We start from the raw sequence: 25,397 nt of genomic DNA, 5'->3' as shown, positions 1-25,397 counted from the left end.
CGGGCGCCCCCGCCGTGAGGCCGTCCACGCGGGCGACGGGCCCCTCCCAGGGGCTTTCGAGGCGCAGGAGGGCGATATCATTGCCGGCTTCGGGCCTTTCGGGCGTGTAGGCGGGGTGAACCACGACGGCGCTTAGCGCGAACACGGTGCCGGCCCCCCGCCTGCGCAAATCGGCCGCGCCGATGGCAAGGCTGAGGACGCCAAACCGGACAAGGGTGCCATCGTCGGCGCGCGCATACTGATAGGCCCGCCCGCCTGTCTCGATGCGCGCGTCTTCAACGCAATGGGCGGCGGTAAGGGCCCAGTCGGGTGAAATCATCGTGGCGCCGCACTCATGGAACAGAGAATGGCCCAGCACGGTCTGCAGCGAAGCCATGCCAGGCCAGTCGTCCGCGCTGGCATCGCGGCCTGCAATGATCTGTGCAGATGCGGCCGCAGTCATGCCGATGCAGGCGCCTGCCAGCAATGCAAAGCGCCTGACTATCGCGCGATATGCCACCCTCTGCATGATGCCTTGACCTCGCTGGAGGCGACCATGTTACGCCTCCCGGCGGGGCGCAACAAGGGTGCGGGAGGCCCCGTCAGAGCGCCGCCGGGGGGGCCGAACGGGCAATTCCGGTCGTCTCGGCGATCCAGTCGGCATAGGCCGAGACGCGCATATAGACGCCCGGACTGCCCTCGCGGCCACAGCCGAGGCCCCAGCTGACGACGCCGACCTGAACCGGCCCGTTGCCGCCATTGCCGCGCTGGACGAGCGGTCCGCCACTGTCGCCCTGGCAGCTGTCGGAATAGCTCGCGCCGGCACACATCTGGGTCTCCGGCGAGACGCTGACGCCGGCATAATCGTCCTGCAGGCCGTATTGGGTGATCAGGCCTTCAAGGTCTGTCCTGCATTCCTGCGGTGTGATCTTGGGGAGGTAGGCCTCCTGCAGCACCATCATCGGCGCGCTGAGGTGGCGTCCGGTGCGGCTGACGGCTTCCTGCCCGGTGGCCTGCTCGCCGGTCTTGCCATAGCCCGCGACGGTCAGCTCCGAATAGGGCGGGTCGAAATCGCTGACACTGCCCGTAAGCCCGTCGAGCCTGGCGACGGGGCCTTGCCAGGTGCCGTCAATGCGCACGAGGGCGAGGTCATTGCCCTGCTCGGCATGGCCGCGCTTGTAGGCCGGATGCACGACGACCTCGCGGATGGGAAAAACGCTGCCCCGGGAGACCTTGCGCAGGTCCCCTGCCCCGATGGTCAGGATCATCGGGCCGAAGCGCACGAGGTCTCCCGACGCATCCGGCACATACTGGATGGCGCGGCGGCCATTCTCGATGCGGGCGGTCTCGACGCAATGGGCCGCCGTGATGGCCCAGCTGTCCGAAATCATCGTGGCGCCGCACTCGTGATAGATCTCCTTGCCGCTGACCGATTGCATCGAGGCCATGCCGGGCCAGTCAGCCGGATCGGCATCCGTTCCGGCCACGACACAGGCCGTGGCGAGCGTGAGCGCGCCGAGCGCAAGGCTCCATTTCGTGATGTTTTTCATGTCCATCCCCTTTATCTCCCGGACATGTATACCCCTCTTGCAATGGCGCGCGCCAGTGTGCTCGCGGCCAGCTCGCCGATCCGGGCGAGGGTTGCGGCGGTCGGGTCGGGCAAAGCGCGCTTGCCGGTCGCCAGAACGAACACGGCGTCGCCATCAAAGGGCGCAAAGACGGGCCGGATGGCGCGGGAGAACCCCGAGAGGGCCATCTGGGCCACGCGCTTGGCCTGATCCGGCGTCAGGATCGCATCGGTAGCGATGCAGGCAATGGTCGTGTTCTGGCCCAAGCTGGGGTTCAGCTTGGCCGCGCCCCAGTCTTCGGCATTCATTGAAAAGTCAGAGGGCGGTCGCACGCCGCCGAACTCGCCATCTATCTCGTAGGGCCAGGCCCAGAAGGCGTCGGTGCCCGGCATATAGACCGAGCCATAGCAATTGACCGCCGCAAGCGCCCCAACGGTGATCCTGTCCCGCGTCACGATGCTGGCTGAGCCCGTGCCACCCAGATGCGCGCCCGCTGCGGCGCCATAGCCCGCCCCGGCCCGTCCAAGGCGGAACGTGCCCGATGCATTGTCATAGGCCTTGCGTCCGAGCGCGGCATAGGGCGAGGCCTCGCCCCAGTCCTTGTCGCCGCCATTGGCGAGGTCATAGAGGATGGCTGCAGGCACGATGGGCGATTTGGGCACGGTCGGCAGGTCGATCAGGCCAAAGCCCCGCCCGGCCTTCTTGAGGCCCGCCGCGACGCCGTCTGCCGCGGCGAGGCCGAAGGCGCTGCCGCCCGAGAGGCAGATGGCATCCACGGCGTCGACCAGCGTGCCGCCCGCGAGCAGGTCCGTCTCGCGCGTGCCGGGGCCGCCGCCTGCCACACAGACGGCAGCGACGGCGGGTTTCTCCGCCAGAATCAGCGTCGTGCCCGTGCGCACGCGGGCATCTTCTGCCTGCCCGACGCTGATACCTGCCACATCCGTGATCAGGTTATTCTTTCCGGGCTTTGCCATGATGTCTGCCTTTGCCTTTTCATTCCTGTGACAGTCTCTTAAGGTCAGCCGAACACTGCGCCAAGCAAAGGGTTTCTCATGTATCGTCGCACGCTATCGCCCAGCCGTTTCCTCGGCTTGCCTCTCATTGCCATTGCCGGCCTTGCGCTGAGCGCCTGTACGCAGGCCAAAAGCAATGTCACTTCCTCCGCAGACGCCGCCAAGAGCGCGGCGGAAACGGCCGAATCACTGAGCCCGCCAACCGGGGATCTCAGCTGGACCAAGGGCGCCATGGTCGCTGCCGCAAACCCGCTGGCGGTGGAAGCCGGGCTGGAAGTGATGCGCAATGGCGGCAACGCGATCGACGCGGCGATTGCCGTCCATGCCGTGCTCGGCCTCGTCGAGCCGGAAAGCTCGGGCCTCGGTGGCGGTGCCTTCATGGTCTATTATGACCGCGCCAAGGACGAGATCACCGTGTTCGACGGCCGCGAAATGGCGCCGGCTGCGGCCACGGCGGACTATTTCGTCAAGGACGGCAAGGTGATGGATTTCATCGAAGCCTGGCAGTCGGGCCATTCGGTGGGCGTGCCGGGACAGGTCGCGCTCTACAAGGCCGCGCATGACGCCGCCGGCACGGGCGACTGGGCCGCTGACTTTGCGCCTGCCATCCGGCTGGCCGAGAACGGCTTCAATGTGGGCGAGAAACTTGCGGGAGCCCTCTCGTCGGAACGCCTCCGCGCGGTCATCAATCTCGACGACAACCCGGTCACGGCCGCCTATTTCTATCCGGATGGCAAGCCGCTTCCAGAGGGCTACCTGCTGAAGAACCCGGACTATGCCGCCACGCTGAAGCGGATTGCCACCGAAGGCCCGAGCGCCTTCTACACGGGCGAGATTGCTGAAGGCATCGTCGCCGCCGCTGGCGCCGAGCCTTATGGCAGCGTGATGACGATGGAAGACCTCGCCAATTACACGGTCAAGAAACGCCCGGCTGTCTGTGGTACCCTGCCGACCGGCTACAAGATCTGTTCCGCTCCGCCGCCCTCTTCCGGCGGTGTCGCCCAGAACGAGATCATGGGCCTCTATGACCTGATGAAGCCCGGCCCGAACGTGCGGGTCACGGAAGACTATTACCTGAAGATCTTCGTCGACGCCCAGCGCCTCGCCTATGCCGACCGCGACTATTATGTGGCCGATGCAGACTATGTCACCGTGCCGACGGCTGACCTGATCAATCCGGACTATCTGAAAGTCCGTGCCAAGGAAGCCTTCGCGCCGGACGCACACGCCACGCCGGGCGATCCGGGTGTTGCGCTTGGCCGCAACCCGATGATCGGCATGTGGGGCCAGGACCAGACCGAGCACAAGCCGGGCACGACGCATATCTCCATCATCGACACCGACGGCAATGCCGTCTCGATGACGGCGACTGTTGAAGCCGCCTTCGGCTCGTCGCGCATGACGCATGGCTTCCTGCTCAATAACCAGCTGACCGACTTCTCCCGCGCGCCAACAGCCGGCGGCCAGCCCGTGGCCAACGCCCCGGCGGCTGGCAAGCGTCCGCGCAGCTCGATGTCGCCAACGCTCGTGTTCGATCCGGACGGCGATCTCTTCATGGTCACCGGTTCGCCGGGCGGCAACTCGATCATCGCCTATGTCGCCAAGACGCTCGTGGGCGTGATGGAATGGGGCCTGACGGCGCAGGAAGCCGTCGACCTGCCGAACATCATCGCGCGCGGTGACACGGTCGGCGTCGAAGTCGACCGCGAAGGCGGCCCGGAAGATGCCGAAACCCTGCGCCAGATGGGCTATGACGTTGACGAGCGCGAAGGCGAGAATTCCGGCCTGCACGTCATCGTGGTGCGCGACAATGGCCTTGAAGGCGCCGCCGATCCGCGCCGTGAAGGCATTGCCAAGAAGCTGGAATAGCCCGGTACGGGTTTCCTGGGGGCTCATCCTGAGCGATGGCGCAGGACGAGCCCTCATAGACATATGTGACCATGGCCAAGCTCTATTTCTCCTATGCAGCGATGAATGCCGGCAAGTCGACCATCCTGCTTCAGGCGGCGCACAATTATCGTGAGCGGGGCATGGATGTGCTGCTGCTCACGTCCGAGCTCTATGGCGGCACCGAGGACGGGCATATCTCGTCCCGCATCGGCATCAGTTCCGAAGCGACGCTCTATTCCGACAAGGTCGATCTCTTTGCGCTGATCCAGGAGGTGATGGCCAAGGGCCGGCTGGATGCCATCTTTGTCGATGAGGCGCAGTTCCTGACGAAAGCGCAGGTCTGGCAGCTGGCACGCGTGACGGACTATTTGCATGTGCCGGTCCTGGCCTATGGCCTGCGCACCGACTTCAGGGGCGAGCTGTTCGAGGGCTCGGCGGCCCTGCTGGCGATTGCCGACAATCTGCGCGAGATCCGCACGATCTGCGAATGCGGCAGCAAGGCCACGATGGTCGTGCGCCTCGGGCCGGACGGGAAGGCCCTGACCGAAGGCGACCAGGTGTCGATCGAGAAGACGACTTATCTCTCCCTCTGCCGGCGCCATTGGGAAGAGCGCATGGGGCGCTTTCCGGCGGGCTGAGCACCGGTTGTCCGGGGGCCGCAATGTCACGTAATCGTCGCAAATATGCGGCTGGTTGAGTAGGCGCATCACCGTTATAGCCGGGCACAAACCCGACCCTGATGGAGCCTGACATGTCCCCTGCCCGCCTCGTTCTTGCCAGCGCATCGGCGCTCGCCCTTGCTGCCTGCGCCAGCGTTCCGGCCTTCCCGACCGCTTCCGTCATGCCGCTGGCCGAGACCGGCCTTGTCGGCGCGACAGGCGACAGCGCGGACGATCCGGCCATCTGGGTCAGCCGGGCCGATCCGGCCAAATCGCTGATCCTCGGCACCAACAAGCAGGAAGGCCTCGTTGTGTTCGCGCTCGACGGGTCTGAAGTCCAGCGCCTGCCGCTGGGGCCCATCAACAATGTCGACGTGCGCCAGGACATCGGCTCGCCCTTCGACATCGCGGTCGCCAGCAATGACACGCAGGGCATTTCGGTTTTCTCGATCAACCGGACGAGCGGCGAAGTCGCCCATGTCAACGATATCCAGACCGGCAAGACGGAGCCCTATGGCATCTGTCTCGGCGACGGCAGGGACGGCCCGGTTGCGGGCGTCACCTACAAGGATGGCACGGTCGAACTGTGGCAGATCGACGGCGAGGCCGATGGCGTCACCGGCAGCCTGCTGCTCAGCGTGAAACTCGCGACACAGCTGGAAGGCTGTGTCTTCGACGAGGCCAATGGCCAGCTGGTGATCGGCGAGGAAGACCATGGCATCTGGACGCTGGCCTATGAAGCGGCGGACGCCCAGCCGGTCGAACTCGACACGATTGCCGCGGGCAATGGCCTCGTCGCCGATGTCGAGGGCGTCTCGATCTGGCGCGGCAAGGATGGCAAGGGCTGGATCGTCGCCTCGGCGCAGGAAGCCAATCGCTATGTCGTTTACGAACGCCAGGCCCCGCACACGCCGATGGGCGCCTTCACGCTGGTCGAGAATACGCAAGCGGGCGTCGACGGCGTCACGCATACGGACGGGATCGACATCGTCTCGGCCGCCCTGCCCGGCTATCCGCGCGGCCTGCTGGCCGTGCAGGACGATGCCAACCCGCTGAAGGAACAGGACCAGAATTTCAAGCTGGTCAGCTGGGCCGATGTGGAAGCCGCGCTCGGCCTGCCCCTGCTCGACGCCGAGTAGGCTTCAGGCCGACAGGCGGTTCTCCTGTGGGGGCGCCTTGCCGCGGATTTCCGGCCGGCCGATCAGGTAGCCTTGGGCGAGGTCGCATCCGAGCTGCGCGATGAGATGAAGATTCTCGCGCGTCTCGATGCCCTCGGTACAGCTCTTGATGCCGAGCTCCTTGCAGAGCGCGATCGTGGCTTTCAGGATCGTGCCGCGCACGGTCTTGCCGCCTTCCTGCGCGACGAATGAGCGGTCGATCTTGATCTTGTCGATGGGCAGCTGGTCGATCAGCTTGAGCGAGGAATAGCCCGTGCCGAAATCGTCGAGGGCAACCGACACGCCCATGGCGCGCACCTTGGAGAGGATTTCGGTGCTGAGGTCGAGATTGCTGAAATAGATATGCTCGGTGACTTCCAGTTCGAGGCGCGCCGGATCGACCCTGTGGCGCGTGACCAGGCTGTCCAGCTTGTCGAGGAAATGGTCGGAGCAGAGCTGGCTGGGGGATATGTTCAGCGCGAGGAAGGTGTCGCTGTCATCCATGCTGGCGACGGCCTTGTCGGCCAGTGACCAGAACAGCGGATCGATCAGCCCGAGCCGCTCGGCCGCCTGGATGAACTGGGTCGGCATCGGATCGGTCTGGAGACCGCTTTGCGGCCAGCGCGCCAGCATTTCATGCCCGACAATGCGGCCGGTGCGAACGTCCAGGATGGGCTGGAACGCCGGTTCGAACCGCTTGTTTGCCACCGCCGAGACGAGCGCAAGATCGACCATGTCGGCCTCCTGGCTGCCGATATCAAGCGCCCTGTTGAAGCGGGCGACACCCCCGCCCTGCGCCTTGATCCGCAGCATGGACTTGTCGGCGGCGTGCAGCATGGCGGCCTGTTCGAACGTGTCCATCAGGTGGATGGCATAGCCGATGGAGGCGCCGACAAAGACCTGCCCGACAGCGGAATCGATGCCGCGGATCAGCTCGGCCTGCGTGTCCTCGAGGATCTGCTGGATCGCCGCCGAGCCGCCGGAGGCCCTGACCACGAAGGCAAACTCGTCGCCGCCCAGCCGGGCCGCATGCGCCAGCGCCGCATTGTTCGACAGGCGGTTTGAGATGGTCTTCAGCACTTCATCGCCGACCGCATGGCCATAGCGGTCATTCAGGTGCTTGAACCGGTCAAGGTCGACAAAGGCGCAGGCGAACGGAATGCCACGGGCGATATGGGCATCGACCTCGCGGACAAAGGCGCGCCGGTTGAGGATTCCCGTGAGCGGGTCTTCATCGGCCAGCGACTTGATTTTCTGCTCGGCCACTTTGCGTTCGGCAATTTCCAGCGTCAGCTTGGCCAGCATGCTTGTGTGGATCGTGTTCATGGCTTCGAACACGTGCAGGCCGCTCATGATGCCATGATAACGGCCATCCGGACCGACGAGCACGAGGCCGTCGCGGATCGTCCTGTCGTCGGAAATGTAGCGGCCGATGACATCGGCAATGCGGTCCCGGATGGAGGGAAAGTCCGCGCCGCATTTCATCAGGCTGTGGATCTTCTTCTTCTCGTGCAGCGCATGGCCAAAGGGCGAGGCGAGCATGGTCTGGAACGACATCGAGGACACATAGCCGATGGGGACCGCATGCGTGTCGACCACGGGGCAGAGCGTGGCATCCGGATATTGCCGGAAAAAGGCTGCCACATCATGGAATCCCATGTCCCGTGTCAGGGCAGGCGTTTTCTGGATGGGAGCAGACTCAAACAGCATGCGGGGTTCCTTGCTTAATGAGCCTTAGGGGGAATATGTATTCATTTCCTGAATCAAAAGCCCAAATCTGTAGTGAATTATACAGAATGGCAAAAATTCATCCTTTCGATGCCTACGTTTACTGTCTCGCGCCGAGGGTAAAACGGCCACACCGCCTGGTTGAAGCCCTGGCAGGCGATTGCGGCGGCAATGCCACGGCGTGCTCCGCATTCCTGCCGCAATTGCGAGCAAGGATTCACAGGGAATGGGATGCGAAAAGGAGATTTCCCGTGGGCGTGAAACGCAATGCCATCCTGGGAATACTGACGATTGCCGCCTTTGTCGGCTGCGGCCTGCTGGCGAATGCCGAAGCGCAGGAAACGCCAGAGCCGGCGGACGCGCTGATCGACTATGACGGCTTTGTCGGCCTTAGCGGGGAGCTCGCCGCCTATCGCCAGTCCCGCCTTGTGGACCTTGAGACCTTCAACGCGATGAAGGCGGAGCCCGGCACGATCCTGCTCGATACGCGCAGTGCCGAGGCCTTCCACATGGGGCATATCGACGGCGCGGTGAACGTCAATTTCTCCGATTTCACCGACGCGAAACTGGCCGCTGCGCTGGGCGACAAGGCCACGCGCATCCTGATCTATTGCAACAATAATTTCAGCGACAACACGGCGCCGGTGATGCTGAAACGGGTGGAGCTGGCGCTGAACGTGCCGACCTTCATCAATCTCTATGGCTATGGATACGAGAATATCTACGAGCTGAAAGGCGCCCATTCGATCCGCGATGGCGACATCCATTGGGTGTCGGACTGGCCGGAACTGGCCCCGGCCCCGACTGTTCAGCAAAACTAAACTGCCAATCTGACGCCTTGCTTTTGCAGGCCCGAGGGGTCATTTGCGGGCTGAACCTGTAATGCCGCCCCCTGCAAAGAGGCCTGCCCATGTCTGCTGATGCATCTGCCGCTGCTGCGACGCCTGCACCGAAAGTGAACCCGAACGCACCGACCGAGGAGACTGTCCTCAGTGTCGAGCATTATACCGACCGGCTGTTCCGTTTCCGTATCACGCGTCCGCGCAGCTTCCGCTTCCGCACCGGCGAGTTCGTAATGATTGGCTTGCCCAAGGAAGACGGCAAGCCGCTGCTGCGCGCCTATTCGATTGCGTCGCCTGCCTGGGACGAGGAACTGGAATTCTATTCGATCAAGGTGCCTGACGGCCCGCTGACATCGCGCCTGCAATCGATCCAGCCGGGCGACAAGGTGCTGCTGGGCAAGAAGCCGACCGGCACGCTGGTGCTGGACGCGCTGACCCCCGGCAAGCGGCTCTACATGTTTTCCACCGGTACCGGCTTCGCCCCCTTCGCAAGCCTGATCCGCGACCCGGAGACATATGAGCGCTATGACGAAGTGATCGTGACGCATACGTGCCGGGACAATGGCGAGCTGGCCTATTCGACCAATCTTGTGCGCGACATTGCCAATGATCCGCTGGTTGGCGAAATATCGAACGGCAAGCTGAAGCTCTTCACCAGCTGCACGCGCACGCCGCATCCGACCATGGGGCGGATCACGACGCTGATCGAGACCGGCAAACTGTTCGAGGCCCTCGGCGTGCCGAAGCTGGACCCGGCAACCGACCGGGCGATGATCTGCGGCTCGATGGAGATGATCCAGGACGTCAAAGCCCTGATGATCGCCAATGGCCTGACCGAAGGCTCCAATTCCGCGCCAGCCGAATTCGTGATCGAGAAGGCTTTCGCGGGCTGATCCCTGCCCTGCCGATGCGGCAAACCGCTCTGTGAAAAACTGACGCCCATGTCATCTATTGACAGGGGCGCCGATGCCCGGCTCCTATCCCCCCGAGGATCGGAGGGAGAGGGTATGCCGGTTTCGAGACGAACCATCCTGTTGGCAGCGGGGGCGGTTGCTGCAGGCAGCGCTGCGATTCCCGCCGAACAGTATATTGCGTGGAGCGGGCGTGATTTCACGCGGCCCGACTATGAGCCGGACTATCCGGAGGCGCCCGACGGCGAGGATAGCTGGATGAACTGGTCCGGCGTGCAGCGCGCGACGCCCGAGACGATCAGCCTGCCCGCCAGCGAGGATGAGCTGAGTGAACTCGTCGCCGGAACGACTTCCCGCATGCGTCCCTATGGCAGCGGCCATTCCTTTGTGGGCCTGGCACCCAGCGAAGGCGTGATGGTGGATGTGAGCCGCCTGACGGGCCTGAAATCACTGGATGAGCAGACCGGCCATGCCGTGTTCGGGGCGGGCACGCGCCTGTTCCAGATGGCAACGGAGCTCGCCGAAGTGGGCCGGGCCCTGCCAAACCTGCCCGACATTGACGTGCAGACGCTGGCGGGCAGTTTCTCCACGGCCACGCATGGCACCGGCGAGACGCTGACGGCGCTGCATGACCATATTGCCGGCTTCCGGCTGGTGACCGCCAGCGGCGACGTGATGGACGTGACGGCAGAGCGCCATCCCGACCTGTTCGCGGCGGGGCGCGTGTCGCTCGGCGCCCTTGGCGTGATCTCACAATACACGCTGAAGACGGTGCCGAGCTTCAACCTGCACCGGAAGCTCTGGGTGGAGCCGATCGACGAGCTGATCGCGCGGGCCGAGGAACTGGCCGGGACGCACCGCAATTTCGAATTCTACTATTTCCCGCACACCGGCTATGGCGCGGCGATCAGCCATGACCTGCACGAAGGGCCTGTCACCGGGCGCGGCGACGACATTGATGACGAGACGCTGGACCAGCTGAAGATGCTGCGTAACCAGTTCGGCTGGGCGCCCTGGCTGCGCCGCAAGATCGTTGGCGCGGCGCTGCCCAAGGGAACGATCGAGGATTTCAGCGACAGTTCCTACAAGCTGCTGTCAACGACGCGGCCGACCAAGTTCAACGAGATGGAATACCACCTGCCCCACGAGAACGGCATCAAGGGCCTGCGCGAAGTGATTGCCCAATTGGAGACGCACAAGGACGTTTTCTTCCCCCTGGAAGTGCGGTTCATTGCGCCCGATGAGGCCTGGCTGAGTCCGTTCAATGCCGGTCCGCGCATTTCGGTGGCGATCCACGCAGCGGTGGACGAGCGCTATGACTATTTCTTCTCGGAGATCGAGCCGATCCACCGGGCGAATGGCGGGCGGCCGCACTGGGGCAAGCACCATTCGCTGGGCAAGGCGGAGCTTTCTGGCCTCTACCCGAAATTCGACGATTTCCTGGCGCTCCGCCGCGAGCTGGACCCGGCCGGCAAGTTCCTGAACCCGTACCTTGGCTACCTGTTTGGAGAGCCTTTCAATGATTGAATTTTCGCGCCGCAATGTGATCCTGGGCGGAGCGGCCCTGGTAGGAGTAACAGCCCTGATGATGAAACCCGGTGACAAGAGCGGACCGCGCGATGCCTATTTCCTCGATGTGCAGAAGGCCCTGATTGCGACAGGCATCGCGCAGCCGACCATGGTGGTGGACAAGGCGCGCCTCAATGCAAACATCGATACGCTGAAAGGCTTCCTGCCGGCGGGCATGAACTATCGCATCGTGGCCAAATCCCTGCCCTCGCTGGGCCTGATCCAGCACATTCGCGAGCGCACGGGTACGGACCGGCTGATGACGTTCAACCTGCCCATGCTGCTGGAGCTTTCGCAGGCCATGCCGGAGGCAAACCAGCTGCTGGGCAAGCCCCTGCCCGTGGTGGCGGCGAAGCATTATTTCGAACAGCTGCCGGCGGACTATTCCGGCGCGGCGGACAATGTGCAGTGGCTGGTCGATACGCCGGAACGGCTGGCGCAATATGCAGATCTTGCGGAGCAAGTGGGCCGCGACCTGGCGATCAATATCGAACTTGATGTCGGCCTGCACCGGGGCGGCATGGTGGCGGGGGCGGACCTGAAAACCATGCTAGAGGCCATAAAGGCGAACCCGCGCCTCAGCTTTGCGGGCTTCATGGGATATGATCCGCACATTGCCTCGCTGCCGACGGCCATGGGCTGGCAGGCGCGGGCGATGAAGGGCGTACGCACGGGCTATGCCGCTGCGCTGGCGCAGGCGACCGAGGTGTTCGGCGCCGATGCCATGAAGGGCATCACGCGCAATGCGGCCGGCAGCCCGACCTACCGGACCTATCAGGACACGGAGATTGCCAGCGAAGTGTCGGCGGGCTCGTGCCTCGTCAAGCCGACGCATTTCGACACGGCGCTGCTGGAGCCGCATGTGCCGGCAAGCTTCATTGCGACGCCCGTGATCAAGTCCATGCCGGTGACGCACATGCCGGGCCTCGAATTTGCCGATGGCGCGACCAAGGCCTGGAACCCCAATGCGTCAAAGACCGTGTTCATCTATGGCGGCAACTGGCTGGCCGACCCGGTCGACCCGCCGGGCCTCGCCTACAACAAGACGTTCGGGCGCTCGTCGAACCAGGAAATGCTGAATGGCGGGCCGGAGCTGGAGATCAGCCCGGACGAATTCGTGTTCCTGCGCCCGCACCAGAGCGAGGCCGTGTTCCTGCAATTCGGGGACATTGCCGTCTATGAGGATGGGGCGATCACGGAGCGCTGGCCGGTGTTTGATTATTCGGCCTGAGGCTGCAGGCCGCAAATCAGGATATTCCAAATCCCGGGGAAATCAGGTAGATTTCACCCTGCGCCGCGACTGTGCGGCCCTAAAGGGTGGGACCCATTTCCATGATCAAATCAGGCTTGGCGAGTGCACTGGCACTCGTGGGGTTGTCGGCCTGCACGCCGACCGAATCTGCAGCACCGGCGGCGCCTGCCGCTGAAGCCACTGCGCCGGTAGAAGTGGCCGAGGTGCCGGTTGCCGAAGACCCGGTGGCGCGCGGGCAATATCTTGTCAGCATTACCGGGTGCAATGACTGCCACACGGCGATGACGCCGACCGGGCCGGACATGGCCCATGCGCTGCAGGGCGGCCCCCTGCCCTTCGCGCCACTGGCCGAGATGCCGTGGGCGCCGGTTGCCCCGTCGATTGCCGGGCTTCCCGAAGGATGGACGCAGGCCGAGTTTACCGCCTTCCTGAGCGGCGGGGCCCGGCCGAGCGGCGTGCCCGTGCTGCCGCCCATGCCACACTATGCGATGTCGGACGCTGACGCGGCGGCCGTGACGGCCTATGTCGCCTCGCTGCCGCGGGCGGAGTAGACCTTTCTCCCAGCACAGGCGGTCGACACGGGTATGACCCGGTCGGCTTGTCTGGTTGGCGGAATGGAACGCCCGTCAGGACGAGTTGAGCAGGTCCAGCTGGTAGACGGCTTCGTCGTGGAGTTGTTCGAGGGCGGCGCGTTCGTCCTTCGGGACACGGCCGGCGCGGGCGGTTGGGGGTAGCGCGGCGAGCCTATAGCGGCGCGCGCCTGGCCCTGCCCGGCTGCGGATGAGATGGCGCCCCATGCGGGCGAGATGCGTGGCCGGATCCACGAAGACCTGATTCAGCGCGACGAGGCGGCGGATGAGCGGCTGGCTCGGGACAAGGTCCTCGGCGAGGACGGGATATTCCCAGGGCTCGGGCGGCGGCAGGGGCTGGTCGAGGCGCAGGATGCGCGGGCGCGGGCCGCCTTTCAGCCTGCGGGGTGGCGGGGTGCTTGCCGCACGGCCTGTGCTTTCGGCAAGGCGGAAGGCCGGCACGATGAGGCAGCGGCGTGACTGGGGCGCAGATGTGTGCGCGCTTGCGGGCTGTTTCCCGCGAGCAGTGCCCCAAGGCCGGGCGGCGCCATAGAAAGACAGGCCCTTTTCCAGAACCATCAGCACGAGCAGGCGGCGCGTCAGGGCCTCGAAGCGGGCAAGGTCTGCCGCGAGGCGGGCGCGCACGGGGCGCGGCAGGAAGGGCTTGCACGGCAGCAGGCCAAGGCCGAGCGCGCGCACCATCTGATGCACGAGATAATCGGCCCGCCGCCAGGCGACCATGACAAGAGACTGGAAGGGATCAAGCGGCGTGAGAGACATGGGCCAAGCCTCTCACGGGTTTCAGCCCGGTCGGAAAGGCGGGAGGCTTTCCCACACTTTGTCGCCGTGCGCTGCAATGGCTGCTACGGATGCACTGAATCCTTCCCGTGGAAAGCGGCGCTTATATCCCCGATATTCAGCACACGATTGAAATATTCGGATTGAGCAAACGCCCCCGGATCACGCGGTTGCAATGAAAAAAGATACACGCAGCCCGCGTATATTTTCCGTGTAAAAACAATTGTAGGCAGAAAAGTTAATTTGTGTTAACCATCGAATACACAACAAAAAATGGAGGGAACGATGAGAACACACTGGACAAACTCACTGAAGATCGCGGGCATTGCGGTATCGGTTGTACTGGCGGGCTGCGCCACCTCGGCGACGGCGCAGGAACCGGCTGCCGCAACGGCGGCGACAAGCGCGGAGGCTGATTCCTATCCGTTCGTGAGCGGTGATTTCTGGGAAGTCACGGGGATCGACATCAAGCCGGGCGGCGGCCTCGCCTATGCCAATCACCTCGCGGGCAAATGGCGCGCCTCGCAGGAGTTTGCGAAATCAAAGGGCTGGATCAAGGACTATATGGTCCTCTCCAATTACCATAACCGCGCAGGCGAGCCGGACCTCTACCTGATTACGGTGATGGCGGACATTCCGAACGGACCGGAATCCGAAGCGCAATATGAAGCCTATAGCGCCTGGGCAGACGCATCCGATGCGCAAATGGAAGCCGAAAATGCCGACCGCGCGGAATTCCGCGAAGTGATGGGCACGAGCCTGATGCAGGAGCTGGACTTCAAGGACTAGTCTTCTGCCCTTGCCCTTTCAAAAGCCGCCGGATCATGTCCGGCGGCTTTTTTAGACGCTGCGGTGAGGCTCTGAATGGTCCCATTCGGCGAGCAGGGTGCGCAGGGCCGAGACGAAGGCGAGCGGCTGGTCGAGCATGACATGGTGGCGCGCATGCGGGATGGAGATGAACGGCACCTGGTGACCGAGCAGCTTACGCATGTAGGCGCCGACATCATCCGGCATCAGTGCGCTTTCCTCGCCGCGGATAATGGCGATTCGGCATTTGGCGGCCTTCAGCATGTCGCCGGGGGCATCATTGGGCTCGAAATGGGTCCAGATCGAGGGATCGAACTTCCAGGTCCAGCCGCCATCGGCCTTCTTGAGGCTCCAGCGGGCGATATAGTCCATGGCGTAATGGTTCTCGCAGATCTGCGGCGGCGCGAGGCGGAAGCGGCCAAGCGCGCTGGCGAGATCGTCATAGACCTTGTTGGGCCGGCCGGAGCGCGGCGGACCCTGATGGGGCCGTTCCGGGGGATTCACGGGGCTGTCGACGATGACCATGCCGGTGAAGCGGTCGCCATGTTCGGCGCCGGTGACGAGCGTGACGAAGCCGCCAAAGGAATGGGCGACGATGATGGGCTTCACGTCGGCATCGAAGAGGCCTGCATCCTCGGCGACGGCGACCTCTTCCTCGGCGAAGGTCGCCATGTCGTATTTCTCGCGCCACTCGCTGTCGCCCATGCCGGAGAAGGTGAGCGCGGCGACATTGTAGTGCTGGGCAAAGTAGGGCGCGATGAAATCCCACCAATGGGCATGGGCGCCGTTGCCGTGCACGAGGAGGAGGCCGGGCCGTCCGCGCTGGCCCCAGCGCTGGTAGCGGACCTTCGCGCCTTTGACGTCAACGAAATGGGTCTCGTAGGGCGTGGCAACGGCGTCCTGGAACCAGGCGGGCGATGGCGGCAGGTTGCCGTGATATTCGAGCAGCGGGCCGCCTTCGGAGGGCATCTCCGCCGGCTGGTCGCGGACGATACTGTCGGATCCTGAACTCATGGCCTGCCCCTCTTTTTCGACATACCTGTCATAAATGGGAGGGGGGTGAAGGCAAGCCTGACGCTGGGGATGGGGACAGGATGAGCGCTACGCAATGGAGGCCTTGAGCGGCAGCCTATTCGTACTTCACCGAGCAGCCATAGGGCTTGGACGAAGCGACGGCCACGGGTTCGCCGGCGGCGACACTGGTGAGGGCGGCGCGGACGTAATTGGTGGCACTGTCGATATCGTCGACGCGGGCGGAGGCTCTGGAATCGATGGCGCCTTCATAGGCGAGCGTGCCGTCGGGGCGGATGACGAACATGTGGGGCGTCGTCTTGGCACCATAGAGGCGGCCGATATCGCCCGACGGGTCGAGGATGACATGGGCGGGGGCGGCGTTGCGGCTGGTGGTGAGGGCATTGGCCTCATTGCCCGAGACATGGCCCTGCTTGCCGGGGCCAGAGGAAATGACCGAGAGCCAGACGACATCATTCGCGGCGGCTTCGGCTTGAAGCGTCTGCATGTTGGCGGGCGGTGTGGCGTAGTGTTTCTGGACGAAGGGGCAGCCATCATTGGTCCATTCGAGGACGACCGTCTTGCCGGCAAAATCCGCGAGGGAGACATAGTCGCCATTGGAGTCGAGGCCCGTGAAGGCGGGGGCCGGTTCGCCGGGGGTGACGAGGGGGCTGGCATGGGCGGTGGAGGCGATCAGGGCGCCGGCCGTCAGGGCGACAGCGGCGGCCATTCCGGCGGCGAGCGACAGGTTGCGGCGGCTGAACATGGGCAGTCTCCTCAGGTCAAATCTGTGCTCTCCTGCCCCCACATTCAAGTCAGGATGGGGCGAGAAGTCCAATCACAAGGTCCTTGGACAGGATTTCGGGCAGGATGTCGGGCTCTGTGGCACCGGCAGGATACCAGAGGTACATCGGGACGCCGGCGCGCTCGCGGCGTTTCAGTTCCTCGGCGATGACGGGATCCTTGCGGGTGAAGTCTGCCACGAGGAAGGCGACATTGGCGTCGGCGAAGGCTTCCTGCACGGCGGCCGATTTCAGCGTGCTGAGCTTGTTGAGCTGGCAGGTGGCGCACCATGTGGCGGTGAAGTCGACGAAGACGGGGCGGCCTTGCGCGGTGAGTTCAGAGACGCGCTCGGGGCTCCAGGCTTCGGTTTCGTATTTGGCGGCATAGGCGGTGGAGGTGCCTTCAGCGGCGGCGGGCGCACTGGCACGCAGGGCCGGGTAGGCAAAGCCGAGGACGAGCACAGCAGCCGCCACGGCACGCGCCGGAACGCCGCCCCGACGGGCGAGCCAGATGGCGAAGGTGATGGCCGTGGCCCCGGCGACGGTCCAGGCGACGGCGCTGTGTCCGGAGAGGGCGCCAAGCACCGACAGGAGCCAGGCGGCGGTGAGGAACATGGGGAAGGCGAAGAATTGCTTCAGCGTTTCCATCCACTTGCCGGGCTTGGGCAGGAGGCGCTGCAGGCCGGGCACGAAGCTGAGCAGGAGGAAAGGCAGCGCAAGGCCGAAGCCCATGGCGAGGAAAACGGCGAAAACGGCGGGTGCGGGCTGGCTGAGCACAGCGCCAAGCGCCACGCCAAGGAAGGGGCCGACGCAAGGGGCGCCGACGACGGCGGCAAGAATGCCGGTGAAGAAGGCGCCAGCAGCGCCATTGCGGCTGGCGAGACCGCTGCCGGTGTTCTGGATGGAGGTGCCGAGCTCGAAGAGGCCCATCAGCCAGAGACCGATGGCGAACATGATGAGCGCGAGAATGGCCACGGTCGGCCCGTTCTGCAGCTGGAAGCCGAGCGTGGCCGAGCCCGTGGCGGCACGCACGGCGACGATGGCACCGGCAAGGGCGGCGAAGGAGACGAGGACACCAGCCGTGTACCAGATGCCGTGGCTGCGCAGCTCGTTGGCATGGCCGCTGGCGGCAGCCGAGACCATGCCCATGGCCTTGATCGAAAGGACCGGCAGCACGCAGGGCATGAGATTGAGGATGAGGCCGCCGATCAGGGCGAAAAAGGCGAGCGTGAGGAGGCCGGTGCCGCCCCCTGCCCCGCCCTTGCCGGAGCGGATGGCGGCGAGACCGGACGTGTTCTCGAAGGCCGGGCCCTGGGCGGCCGAGATTTCATAGCCGAAGCGCGTGCCGTCTGCGTGTTCGACGACGAGGACGCCGTCGAGATTGCCCTCCAGCGGCGTGCTGCCTGCGGGCGTCAGCGAGAGCGTTGCGCCGGCAGAGCCGAAGCTGACCGGCTGGGCGGCGGGATGGCTGATCTCGTGGCCGAAGGGGAAGAAACGGATATCGGCGTCGCGCGTGAGGCCGGGCTCGCCGCGCAGGCTGAGCTTCCAGGGCGTGCCGGACGTGTCGACATGGGCTTCGCCGACGAAGGCGAGCGGTGCCTGCGCGATCCATTGCGAGATCATCTCGCCGTTTTTTGTGTCCGGGACGGGGTCGCCGACATTCAGGGTCAGCGAGACATCGGCCGTTTCGGGCACGCAGATGTCTTCACAGATGAGATAATCGGCCACGACATCGAGCTGGACAATGCCCGAGGCATCGGCCGGGATCATCAGCGGGAAGGGCAGGATGACCTCGTGGCTGTAGCCGTAATCCATGATCTCGCCCTCAACGACGGGCAGGAGATGCGGGACGGGCCAGACGAAATCGCCGATGGCGCCGCCGGGAATGTTGCTGGTTTCGCGATGGATGAGCTCCGGCGGCAGGCCGGCATCGCCCGCATTGCGCCAGTAGACGTGCCAGTCGGGATCAAGGTCCATCTTGAGGGCGGCATAGATGGTTTCGCCCGGCAGGACGCTGGAGCGCTCTGCGATGAGCTCGACGCGGGCATGGCCGCCATCGACCGGCGCGGCGCTGGCGGGAGCCAGGGCGGCAAGGAAGACAATGGCCAGAAGGCTTGTTAACAGACGGATCATGACGAGGCTTTCTTTACGCCAGCTGCCCATATGCCTGCGATTGGCCAAGGAATGAAGGCCCTCGCCTTTTCGTGAACAGGACGCGAGCGGATGTGCCGCAGATGCAAAAAGGGCGGCGCCTTGCGGCGCCGCCCCTGAATTCCGGTATCCGGATGGATCAGGCAGCCGGCTGGGCCGGAGGTGCGGTGCGGATCGCGCGCTGGATGATCTTCTGCCAGTTGAGCAGTGACACGAGGTGCGCATAGCAGGCGCCGAGGGCGCCATTGTTGCGCAGCTCGAGGTATTTGTCGTCCGGAAGGGCGCTGAGGCGCTCTTCGGAAATGGCGAAATAGTCAGCCACTTTCTGCTGCGGACCGGATTCATTGCCCTGCGCGTCGCGCGGCTGGAAGCCGATGGATTTCTCTTCCATCAGGTCGAGATCCATAATCATCTTGGTGAATTCGGCCGTTGCGCGACGCTGGCGCTCGAATTCCTTGCAGAACTCAATCGCATCATTGGTGAACTTGGTCGGCTGGCCATTCTCGAAGAAAGGCACTTCCGGCTGGTTGGACACCATGGGCGCTGCGCGGTCGACGCAGAGAATCAGGCGATCCGACTGGTCATCGGACGCGAAAACGAACGGATAGCGGCGCACGAAGGCCGGCACATAATGATCGTCCGGCACGCGGCCATTTGCGTCGACGAACAGGTTCTGGCCCTGACGCACGCCCATGACGGCGACCGGTGTCCGGTCAGCGCCGACAAAGATGATCGGATAGGAGGAAGCCGCGAGACCGAACTCGGTCACCGTGACCGGCACGGCGTGGGCCTGACGCATGAAACCGAAGGGCTCAGCGACCTGCTTGACGCCAAGGCCACCATGATCTTCCGGAGACAGCGGTTGAGGCTGCTGATAGAAGAGGACCTGGCCGGTGAGAGGTGGAGTACCGCCTGATTGCGGTGTTGCAGGGGGGTTGTTCACGTGTCTGCTCCTGATTTGATGGGGCGAGCGTTAGCGGAAATAGGGGCTGGCCACAACACCCGAACCGGCTTGAAGTACAGTCCAGACAAGGTGAAAACGACGACATGTTCATGCAGAGGCTAACCAGCTTCCAAAAGCGCGTAGCTTCAGCAGCAATCGGCCTTGCGATGGCCTTGCCGCTGGCCACGTGTTCCGCCCCCGTCGATGACGCCGGGACGCCGCGCCGGATCGCGCGGCAGGTGGACCAGCTGATGACGACGCTGGCGCAGACCGAGCTGGCGCGCGACCCGGAACTGGCGACGCGGCTGGGCCTGACCGAGAAGACGGCCGGCTATGACTTCAACCGCTATCTGACGGACCGTTCGCAGGCCGCCTATGAGCGCACGCGCGTGTCGCGGCTGGAAATGCTGCAGGCACTGGCTGACACGCCGAAACCCGCTCCCGGCAGCGCGCAGGCGCACAACCTGGAAGCGCTGATCAAGGCCTATGAGACCGCCGAGAGCCTGTTCGTGGCCGGACATGGCCAGACCGGGCTCGGCGTGGCCTATCCTTACGTCGCCGATCAGATGCGCGGCGCCTATATCGACGTGCCGGACCTGATGACGAAATCGCACCCCGTGCTGACAGCGCAGGATGCCCGCGATTACATTGCGCGCCTTGCCGCCCTGCCTGATGCGATCGATGACGAACGCCGCAGGCTTTATGCCGACGCCTCGGCTGGCGTGATCCCACCGGATTTCATCCTGCGGCGGATGGCGGTGCTGGCAACCGAGATGGGCCAGGGCCCGGCCGAGAGCCATATCCTTGTGGTGACGCTGGACAGCCTGCTCTCCGGGCCGGAAGACCTGACGTCCGAAGAACGCGACAGGCTGGCCCTGCAGGCGCGCGAACTGGTGGCGGACAAGATCCTGCCGGCCTATGAGCGCTTTGCCGACGACATGATTGCGCTGGCCACCAAGGCGCCGTCGCAGCCGGGCGTGTGGCAGCTGCCGGATGGCGACGCCTATTATGACGCCTCGCTGGCGGCCTATACCTATGATGGCGTGAGCGCCGAAGAGCTGCACGCGCTGGGCAAGCGCGAAGTGATTGCGCTGACCGACCAGATCGATGCGGCGCTGACCGAGGCGGGCTTTGTCGAAGGCACGGTGGCCGAGCGGCTGGTGGCGCTGGCGGCCCTGCCGGAGCAGGCCTATCCCGACACGGAAGAAGGCCGGATCGCGCTGCTGGAGCGGATGCGGCAGCTGGAACAGAAGGCGGAATCGGCGCTGGGCAGCGAGATTCCGAAACTGCCGAAGACGCGTGTGGCCATCCGCGCCGTGCCGGACTTCCTGCAGAACTCGTCGCCGTCGGCCTTCTATAGCGCCGCGCCGGCCAATGGGACGGCCCCGGGCGTGTTCGAAATCAACCTGAAGGACATGACCGACTGGCCGGATTTTACGCTCGCCACGCTGGTTTATCACGAGACGCTGCCGGGCCATCACCTGGAGAGCGCGGTGGCGGCCGAGCGCGCGAACCTGCCGCTGGCACGGCAGATGATCTGGAATGTCGCCTATGGCGAGGGCTGGGGCGTCTATGCCGAGACGCTGGCCGACGATATGGGGCTTTATGCGGATGATCCGCTGGGGCGGATCGGCTATCTGCAGAGCATGCTGTTCCGGGCGGCGCGGCTGGTGGCGGATACGGGTATCCACCGCATGCGCTGGACCCGTCAGCAGGCGATCGACTATCTGACCAGCGTGACCGGGCAGCCGGAAGCGGCCATGGCGGCGGAAGTGGACCGCTATACGGTATGGCCGGGCCAGGCGGCGGCCTATTGGGTGGGACGCCAGCGCATCCTCGACCTGCGCGAGCGGGCCGAACGCGTGCTGGGGCCGAAATTCGACCGCGCGGCCTTCCATGAAGTGATCCTCGCAGGCGGACCGCGCCCGCTCGACATTCTGGAGAAGGATGTGGAGCAATGGTATGGCGCGCAGGTCGACCGGGCCAACTGACGCCGCAAAAATCTCCAAACAATCCAGACTCTGCCCTATTCCCGCCATGTCGACTCAGCCACTCTGTGCCCGGACGCGAAACGGAGGGACACTGGATATGCGACTACGTGGACTGGTATTGGCGAGTGTGGCAGCAGCGGCGCTGCTGACGGGATGTGCATCGAAGACCGGCGCGCCGGCGATTGAGGAAGTCAGTGCGGAAGCGCCGCCACCGCCGCCCCCTCCCCCGCCTGCACCCCCGCCACCTGCTGCGGCAAGCGCGGGCGCTGTGATGGGCCGCTCCATGCCGGCGCCCATGCCCATTCAGGCTGCGCCGCAACCGGAATTCCGCGACCAGTATGAGGATGTCGAATCCAACCCGGTGAAGCTGACCAGCGAAGAGCCGGTCTCGACCTTCTCGATCGATGTCGACACGGCCTCCTATGCCAATGTGCGGCGCTTCCTGAAGGGCGGCACGCTGCCGCCCAAGGATGCCGTGCGCATCGAGGAGCTGATCAATTATTTCGACTATACGTATCCGCAGCCCGAGAAAGGCGCGGACCCCTTCTCGACCAGCGTGAACCTGATGCCGTCGCCCTTCAATGCCGGGCGCGAGCTGATGCAGATCGGCATCCAGGGCCGCGACATTGACCGCGATGCGCGCCCACCGATCAACCTGACACTGCTGATGGACGTGTCGGGCTCGATGTTCTCCGAGGACAAGCTGCCGCTGGCCAAGCAGGCGATCAAGCTGATGCTGGAGGAAATGGCGCCGACCGACACGATTGCGATCGTGGTCTATGCGGGCGCTGCGGGTGAAATCCTGCCGCCGACGCCTGTGAGCGACAAGCGCAAGATCGTGGCGGCGCTGGAGGACCTGCAGGCGGGTGGCTCGACGGCGGGCGGCGAAGGCCTGCGGCTTGCCTATTCCCTCGCCGAGCAGGGACTGAAGAAGGATGCGGTGAACCGCGTGATGCTGCTGACCGATGGCGACTTCAATGTCGGCATATCGGACCCCGAACAGCTGGAGGATTTTGTCTCCCGCAAACGCGAGACGGGGATTTACCTGTCGGTGATCGGCTTCGGGCGCGGCAATTACAATGACGCGATGATGCAGAAGATTGCCCAGACGGGGAACGGCATCGCGGCCTATGTCGACACGCTGTCGGAGGCGCGCAAGGTGCTGGCCGATGACATGGCGGGCAACATCTTCCCGATTGCGGACGATGTGAAGATCCAGGTGGAGTTTAACCCGGCGCGCATCGCGGAATACCGCCTGATCGGCTACGAGACGCGGATGCTGGACCGCGAGGATTTCAACAATGACAAGGTGGATGCCGGCGACATTGGCGCAGGCACAAGCGTGACGGCGATCTATGAAGTGACGCCGGCCGGCTCGGACGGCGCGGCGATTGATCCGCTACGCTATGGCGAGGCGGCCAAGGCCGGCAGCACGGATGGCGAATATGCCTTCGTGAAGCTGCGCTACAAGGCGCCGGGCGCGGCCGAGTCCACACTGATCACGCATGCCGTGACCGACAAGGACCGCTCGAAGAGCCTGGACGCGGCGCCCGAATGGGCCCGGTTTGCCACGGCTGTGGCCGGGTTTGGCGAAATGCTGAAGGGCGGGGACGCCCTTGGCACAGGGTTCGGGTGGGAGGCAATTCGAAACCTGGGGCTGGGTGCCAAGGGCGAAGATGAATTTGGCTATCGCGCCGAGTTCATTGAATTGACCCGACTGGCCGAAACCGCCGAAGCCCAGGCTGCACTGACCAGCCCGGGCAAGGGCGAATAGGGATCAGGCCGCGATTTTGCGGGAATGATCGGTAAAGCAGACGGTTGAGAAGCCTTCCTCGATGTCGTTGGCCATCAGGCTGCGCGTGGCGGCGTCGAACTCGAGGGCGAGGAAGACGGCGTTGGCGCCGTAGCGCTCGGCCTCTGCCAAGGCCCAGATGGGCTGCAGGTCATGCGGCTTGCCCGACAGTTCGACCACACGGATGAGGCGCCATCCGTAGGCGTCCGGCGCAGCGAAGATGACCACGCCCGGGCTGCGGGCCCAAGGGGCATCTGCTGCCACGCGCTGAAATTCCCAGGCCTTACCAGACCGTCCCCGAAAGCTGACTGCGATACCCATGTTCCTGCTCCGTTCTCGTGTTCCTGTTCCTAATATGTTCCAAAAGAACGCGCAAGAATTTTTTAGTTAACAGGAGGTTAACGGATTAGGTGAAATTGGTTGGGCCTGCTTATTTCACAACAGTGAAGCGGCGCGTATCAAAAACGCGCAGGACCTGTTTGAGCTCGCGGCCGCGGCGCAGGATCTGGCCGGCCGAGCCGTAGACGGCATACTGGCCCTGCCGGTTGGCGAGCGCGGGCTCCTTCTCGATGCGCCAGGTGGGGTTTTCGGCGTGCCGACGGAAGATGGCGAAGACGGCGATGTCCTTTTCCATGCCAATGGCATAGTCGCGCGCCTCTCCGGCAATGACGAGGCGGCCATAGACATCGAGGATGGGTTGCATCTCGGCTTTCTGGAAGGCGACCCGCGGTTCAGGCGCTATTTTCCGTGAGAACGTATCGCTCATCTCATCCTTTCAGGTTCGCCCGGCTGGCGAATCCGCCAAACTGCAGTCCCCTAACGGCATTGTAATCGAATTGGGGCAGAAATGCCGTTTTTTGGCCTTGCGTGGAACACCGGCGCTCGTCATCTTCTAGGTGTCGGGCGGAGGTGTATACCAAGCACCCCGGACCCATCAGCCCCCCCAGCCCCCTGGGGCGCTTGATCAACTTTCGCTCGACACCTTCCTCCTTCAAATCAGTTCTCCTGTCCGCGCCCGGATGATTTTCCGGCGCTTTTCAGTGCGTTCAGCCTGTCCAGAACGGGGCCGACGAATTTGCCTGCGCTGCGCCCGAGACCGGACGCCTGCTGCAGCCGGCGCTGCACATAGGCATCAAGTTCGGCCGGCGCGGGATTATCCAGCCAGTGCATGACGATGCCCGGAATGACGGCCGCGAGCAGGCCGCGCTTGGAATAGCGGTTATAGTCGGTGGCGGTGTCACCGGCGGCGGTCCAGACCATGTCGGCGACCGACCATGTGCGCTGGGCGGCAGCACCTGCGCCCCATGGCAGGAAGCCACGGGCAGCGGCGCGGCGGACGGCCTCGCGATTCGGTTCGAGGGCCTCCAGCCAGGCGAGCACGCCGCGCTTCACCTTGTCCGGCACGCGCAGGGCGGAGATATCCTCGGAGGCGAGCTGTGCCCGCGCATCGGCTTCGGCCATGGCGAAAAAGTGCTCAAGCAGGTCGATCACGCCATTTGGCGCCGCGAGGGCCTGTTCACCCTGGCTGAGGCCTGCCTCTTTGGCAGCAATGGCGGCGGCCGCATCGGTCCAGCCATCGAAGGCGACATGGGGGAGCAAGGCTTCGACCCAGCGGGAACGGTAGGCTTCTGACGGCGTTTGTGTCATATATTACCTTTGCATCACTTAAGGGGCTTGGCCAAATCGCTTCTTGCGTGATATAGGCGCCCCTTCATGGCCGACAAAGCCGTAAAGAATTAGTCGGGGCGACGCCCCCAACCCAATGGAGAAGACCCATCGTACAGATCGTCGTCCGCGATAACAATGTCGAGCAAGCCCTGCGCGCATTGAAGAAAAAGATGCAGCGTGAAGGCCTCTTCCGCGAAATGAAAGCCCGTCAGGCTTTCGAAAAGCCATCCGAGAAAAAAGCCCGTCAGCGCGCAGAGGCCGTTCGCCGCGCCCGCAAACTGGCTCGCAAGCGCGCCCAGCGCGAAGGTATCGTGTAG

Annotated in this window: 24 protein-coding genes; 12 read left to right on the top strand and 12 right to left on the bottom strand. The window is 64.3% G+C overall.

What is annotated here, in order from left to right:
* From HY30_RS10260 to HY30_RS10250, 3 genes are all read right to left on the bottom strand, one after another.
* Nucleotides 1–508: trypsin-like serine protease (locus HY30_RS10260; RefSeq protein ID WP_155839293.1), on the bottom strand; the 508-nt coding region annotated here is incomplete at its 3' end.
* A 73-nt stretch (nucleotides 509–581) separates the two neighbouring features.
* Nucleotides 582–1,529: a serine protease gene (locus HY30_RS10255; protein WP_162176928.1), complete on the bottom strand. Its 948-nt coding sequence runs from the start codon at nucleotides 1,527–1,529 to the stop codon at nucleotides 582–584.
* An 11-nt stretch (nucleotides 1,530–1,540) separates the two neighbouring features.
* Nucleotides 1,541–2,521, bottom strand: coding sequence for a P1 family peptidase (locus HY30_RS10250; protein WP_034739907.1), 981 nt, complete (start codon nucleotides 2,519–2,521; stop codon nucleotides 1,541–1,543).
* A gap of 78 nt (nucleotides 2,522–2,599) precedes the next feature.
* Here HY30_RS10250 and ggt point away from each other — a divergent pair, with 78 nt between their 5' ends.
* From ggt to HY30_RS10235, 3 genes are all read left to right on the top strand, one after another.
* Nucleotides 2,600–4,429, top strand: coding sequence for a gamma-glutamyltransferase (gene ggt, locus HY30_RS10245; protein ID WP_081812183.1), 1,830 nt, complete (start codon nucleotides 2,600–2,602; stop codon nucleotides 4,427–4,429).
* 71 nt (nucleotides 4,430–4,500) lie between these two features.
* A complete protein-coding gene (locus tag HY30_RS10240) occupies nucleotides 4,501–5,088 on the top strand; it encodes a thymidine kinase (protein WP_034739905.1) in 588 nt (195 codons plus the stop codon).
* A gap of 113 nt (nucleotides 5,089–5,201) precedes the next feature.
* Nucleotides 5,202–6,248 (top strand): phytase, encoded by a 1,047-nt coding sequence (locus tag HY30_RS10235; RefSeq protein WP_034739903.1) that lies wholly within the window; start codon nucleotides 5,202–5,204, stop codon nucleotides 6,246–6,248.
* Between the two features lie 3 nt (nucleotides 6,249–6,251).
* On the opposite strand, the gene HY30_RS10230 is transcribed toward HY30_RS10235, so the two are convergent.
* Complete coding sequence (locus HY30_RS10230) at nucleotides 6,252–7,976, bottom strand: EAL domain-containing protein (RefSeq protein ID WP_034739901.1); 1,725 nt, start codon at nucleotides 7,974–7,976, stop codon at nucleotides 6,252–6,254.
* Nucleotides 7,977–8,245: 269 nt separating this feature from the next.
* Between HY30_RS10230 and HY30_RS10225 the strand changes: the two genes are divergently transcribed.
* The 5 genes from HY30_RS10225 to HY30_RS10205 all read left to right on the top strand — a co-directional run bounded on the left by HY30_RS10225 (nucleotide 8,246) and on the right by HY30_RS10205 (nucleotide 13,119).
* Nucleotides 8,246–8,815, top strand: coding sequence for a rhodanese-like domain-containing protein (locus HY30_RS10225; RefSeq protein ID WP_241765694.1), 570 nt, complete (start codon nucleotides 8,246–8,248; stop codon nucleotides 8,813–8,815).
* A gap of 89 nt (nucleotides 8,816–8,904) precedes the next feature.
* Entirely contained in the window at nucleotides 8,905–9,729 is an 825-nt protein-coding gene (locus tag HY30_RS10220) for a ferredoxin--NADP reductase (protein WP_081812181.1), read from the top strand.
* Between the two features lie 114 nt (nucleotides 9,730–9,843).
* Nucleotides 9,844–11,274, top strand: coding sequence for a D-arabinono-1,4-lactone oxidase (locus tag HY30_RS10215; RefSeq protein WP_034739898.1), 1,431 nt, complete (start codon nucleotides 9,844–9,846; stop codon nucleotides 11,272–11,274).
* Entirely contained in the window at nucleotides 11,267–12,547 is a 1,281-nt protein-coding gene (locus tag HY30_RS10210; RefSeq protein ID WP_034739895.1) for an alanine racemase, read from the top strand. The genes HY30_RS10215 and HY30_RS10210 overlap by 8 nt, the downstream gene beginning before the upstream one ends.
* Nucleotides 12,548–12,648: 101 nt before the next feature.
* Entirely contained in the window at nucleotides 12,649–13,119 is a 471-nt protein-coding gene (locus HY30_RS10205) for a c-type cytochrome (protein WP_034739893.1), read from the top strand.
* 75 nt (nucleotides 13,120–13,194) lie between these two features.
* Here the strand turns inward: HY30_RS10205 and HY30_RS10200 are convergent, their stop codons facing one another.
* On the bottom strand, nucleotides 13,195–13,917 hold the full coding sequence (locus tag HY30_RS10200; RefSeq protein ID WP_034739892.1) for a hypothetical protein: 723 nt from the start codon (nucleotides 13,915–13,917) through the stop codon (nucleotides 13,195–13,197).
* 303 nt (nucleotides 13,918–14,220) lie between these two features.
* Here HY30_RS10200 and HY30_RS10195 point away from each other — a divergent pair, with 303 nt between their 5' ends.
* Nucleotides 14,221–14,724, top strand: coding sequence for a hypothetical protein (locus HY30_RS10195; protein ID WP_206741452.1), 504 nt, complete (start codon nucleotides 14,221–14,223; stop codon nucleotides 14,722–14,724).
* A 51-nt stretch (nucleotides 14,725–14,775) separates the two neighbouring features.
* Here the strand turns inward: HY30_RS10195 and HY30_RS10190 are convergent, their stop codons facing one another.
* From HY30_RS10190 to HY30_RS10175, 4 genes are all read right to left on the bottom strand, one after another.
* Nucleotides 14,776–15,756 (bottom strand): alpha/beta fold hydrolase, encoded by a 981-nt coding sequence (locus tag HY30_RS10190; RefSeq protein WP_081812180.1) that lies wholly within the window; start codon nucleotides 15,754–15,756, stop codon nucleotides 14,776–14,778.
* 115 nt (nucleotides 15,757–15,871) lie between these two features.
* On the bottom strand, nucleotides 15,872–16,519 hold the full coding sequence (locus HY30_RS10185) for a redoxin domain-containing protein (protein ID WP_241765693.1): 648 nt from the start codon (nucleotides 16,517–16,519) through the stop codon (nucleotides 15,872–15,874).
* Nucleotides 16,520–16,568: 49 nt separating this feature from the next.
* Nucleotides 16,569–18,668 (bottom strand): protein-disulfide reductase DsbD family protein, encoded by a 2,100-nt coding sequence (locus HY30_RS10180; protein ID WP_162176927.1) that lies wholly within the window; start codon nucleotides 18,666–18,668, stop codon nucleotides 16,569–16,571.
* A gap of 157 nt (nucleotides 18,669–18,825) precedes the next feature.
* On the bottom strand, nucleotides 18,826–19,629 hold the full coding sequence (locus tag HY30_RS10175) for a SapC family protein (protein ID WP_034739886.1): 804 nt from the start codon (nucleotides 19,627–19,629) through the stop codon (nucleotides 18,826–18,828).
* A 110-nt stretch (nucleotides 19,630–19,739) separates the two neighbouring features.
* Here HY30_RS10175 and HY30_RS10170 point away from each other — a divergent pair, with 110 nt between their 5' ends.
* Together HY30_RS10170 and HY30_RS10165 are read left to right on the top strand one after the other, a co-directional pair.
* Nucleotides 19,740–21,620 carry a DUF885 domain-containing protein gene (locus tag HY30_RS10170; protein WP_162176926.1) on the top strand — a complete coding sequence of 627 codons (1,881 nt, stop codon included), beginning with the start codon at nucleotides 19,740–19,742 and terminating at the stop codon, nucleotides 21,618–21,620.
* A gap of 97 nt (nucleotides 21,621–21,717) precedes the next feature.
* Entirely contained in the window at nucleotides 21,718–23,394 is a 1,677-nt protein-coding gene (locus HY30_RS10165; protein ID WP_034739884.1) for a vWA domain-containing protein, read from the top strand.
* A gap of 3 nt (nucleotides 23,395–23,397) precedes the next feature.
* Here the strand turns inward: HY30_RS10165 and HY30_RS10160 are convergent, their stop codons facing one another.
* The 3 genes from HY30_RS10160 to HY30_RS10145 form a co-directional block, all read right to left on the bottom strand.
* Nucleotides 23,398–23,733, bottom strand: a complete 336-nt coding sequence (locus tag HY30_RS10160) for a hypothetical protein (RefSeq protein ID WP_034739882.1) — start codon at nucleotides 23,731–23,733, stop codon at nucleotides 23,398–23,400.
* Between the two features lie 109 nt (nucleotides 23,734–23,842).
* Nucleotides 23,843–24,178: a DUF2794 domain-containing protein gene (locus HY30_RS10155; RefSeq protein WP_051615288.1), complete on the bottom strand. Its 336-nt coding sequence runs from the start codon at nucleotides 24,176–24,178 to the stop codon at nucleotides 23,843–23,845.
* Between the two features lie 230 nt (nucleotides 24,179–24,408).
* Nucleotides 24,409–25,059: a COQ9 family protein gene (locus HY30_RS10145; protein WP_034739877.1), complete on the bottom strand. Its 651-nt coding sequence runs from the start codon at nucleotides 25,057–25,059 to the stop codon at nucleotides 24,409–24,411.
* A gap of 128 nt (nucleotides 25,060–25,187) precedes the next feature.
* On the opposite strand from HY30_RS10145, the gene rpsU reads away from it, so the two are divergent.
* Complete coding sequence (gene rpsU, locus HY30_RS19730; RefSeq protein WP_034739875.1) at nucleotides 25,188–25,397, top strand: 30S ribosomal protein S21; 210 nt, start codon at nucleotides 25,188–25,190, stop codon at nucleotides 25,395–25,397.

This window comes from Hyphomonas chukchiensis (genome assembly GCF_000682695.1).
GTDB classification, from domain to species: Bacteria; Pseudomonadota; Alphaproteobacteria; order Caulobacterales; family Hyphomonadaceae; genus Hyphomonas; species Hyphomonas chukchiensis.
This window is presented reverse-complemented; position numbering and strand designations above follow the sequence as displayed.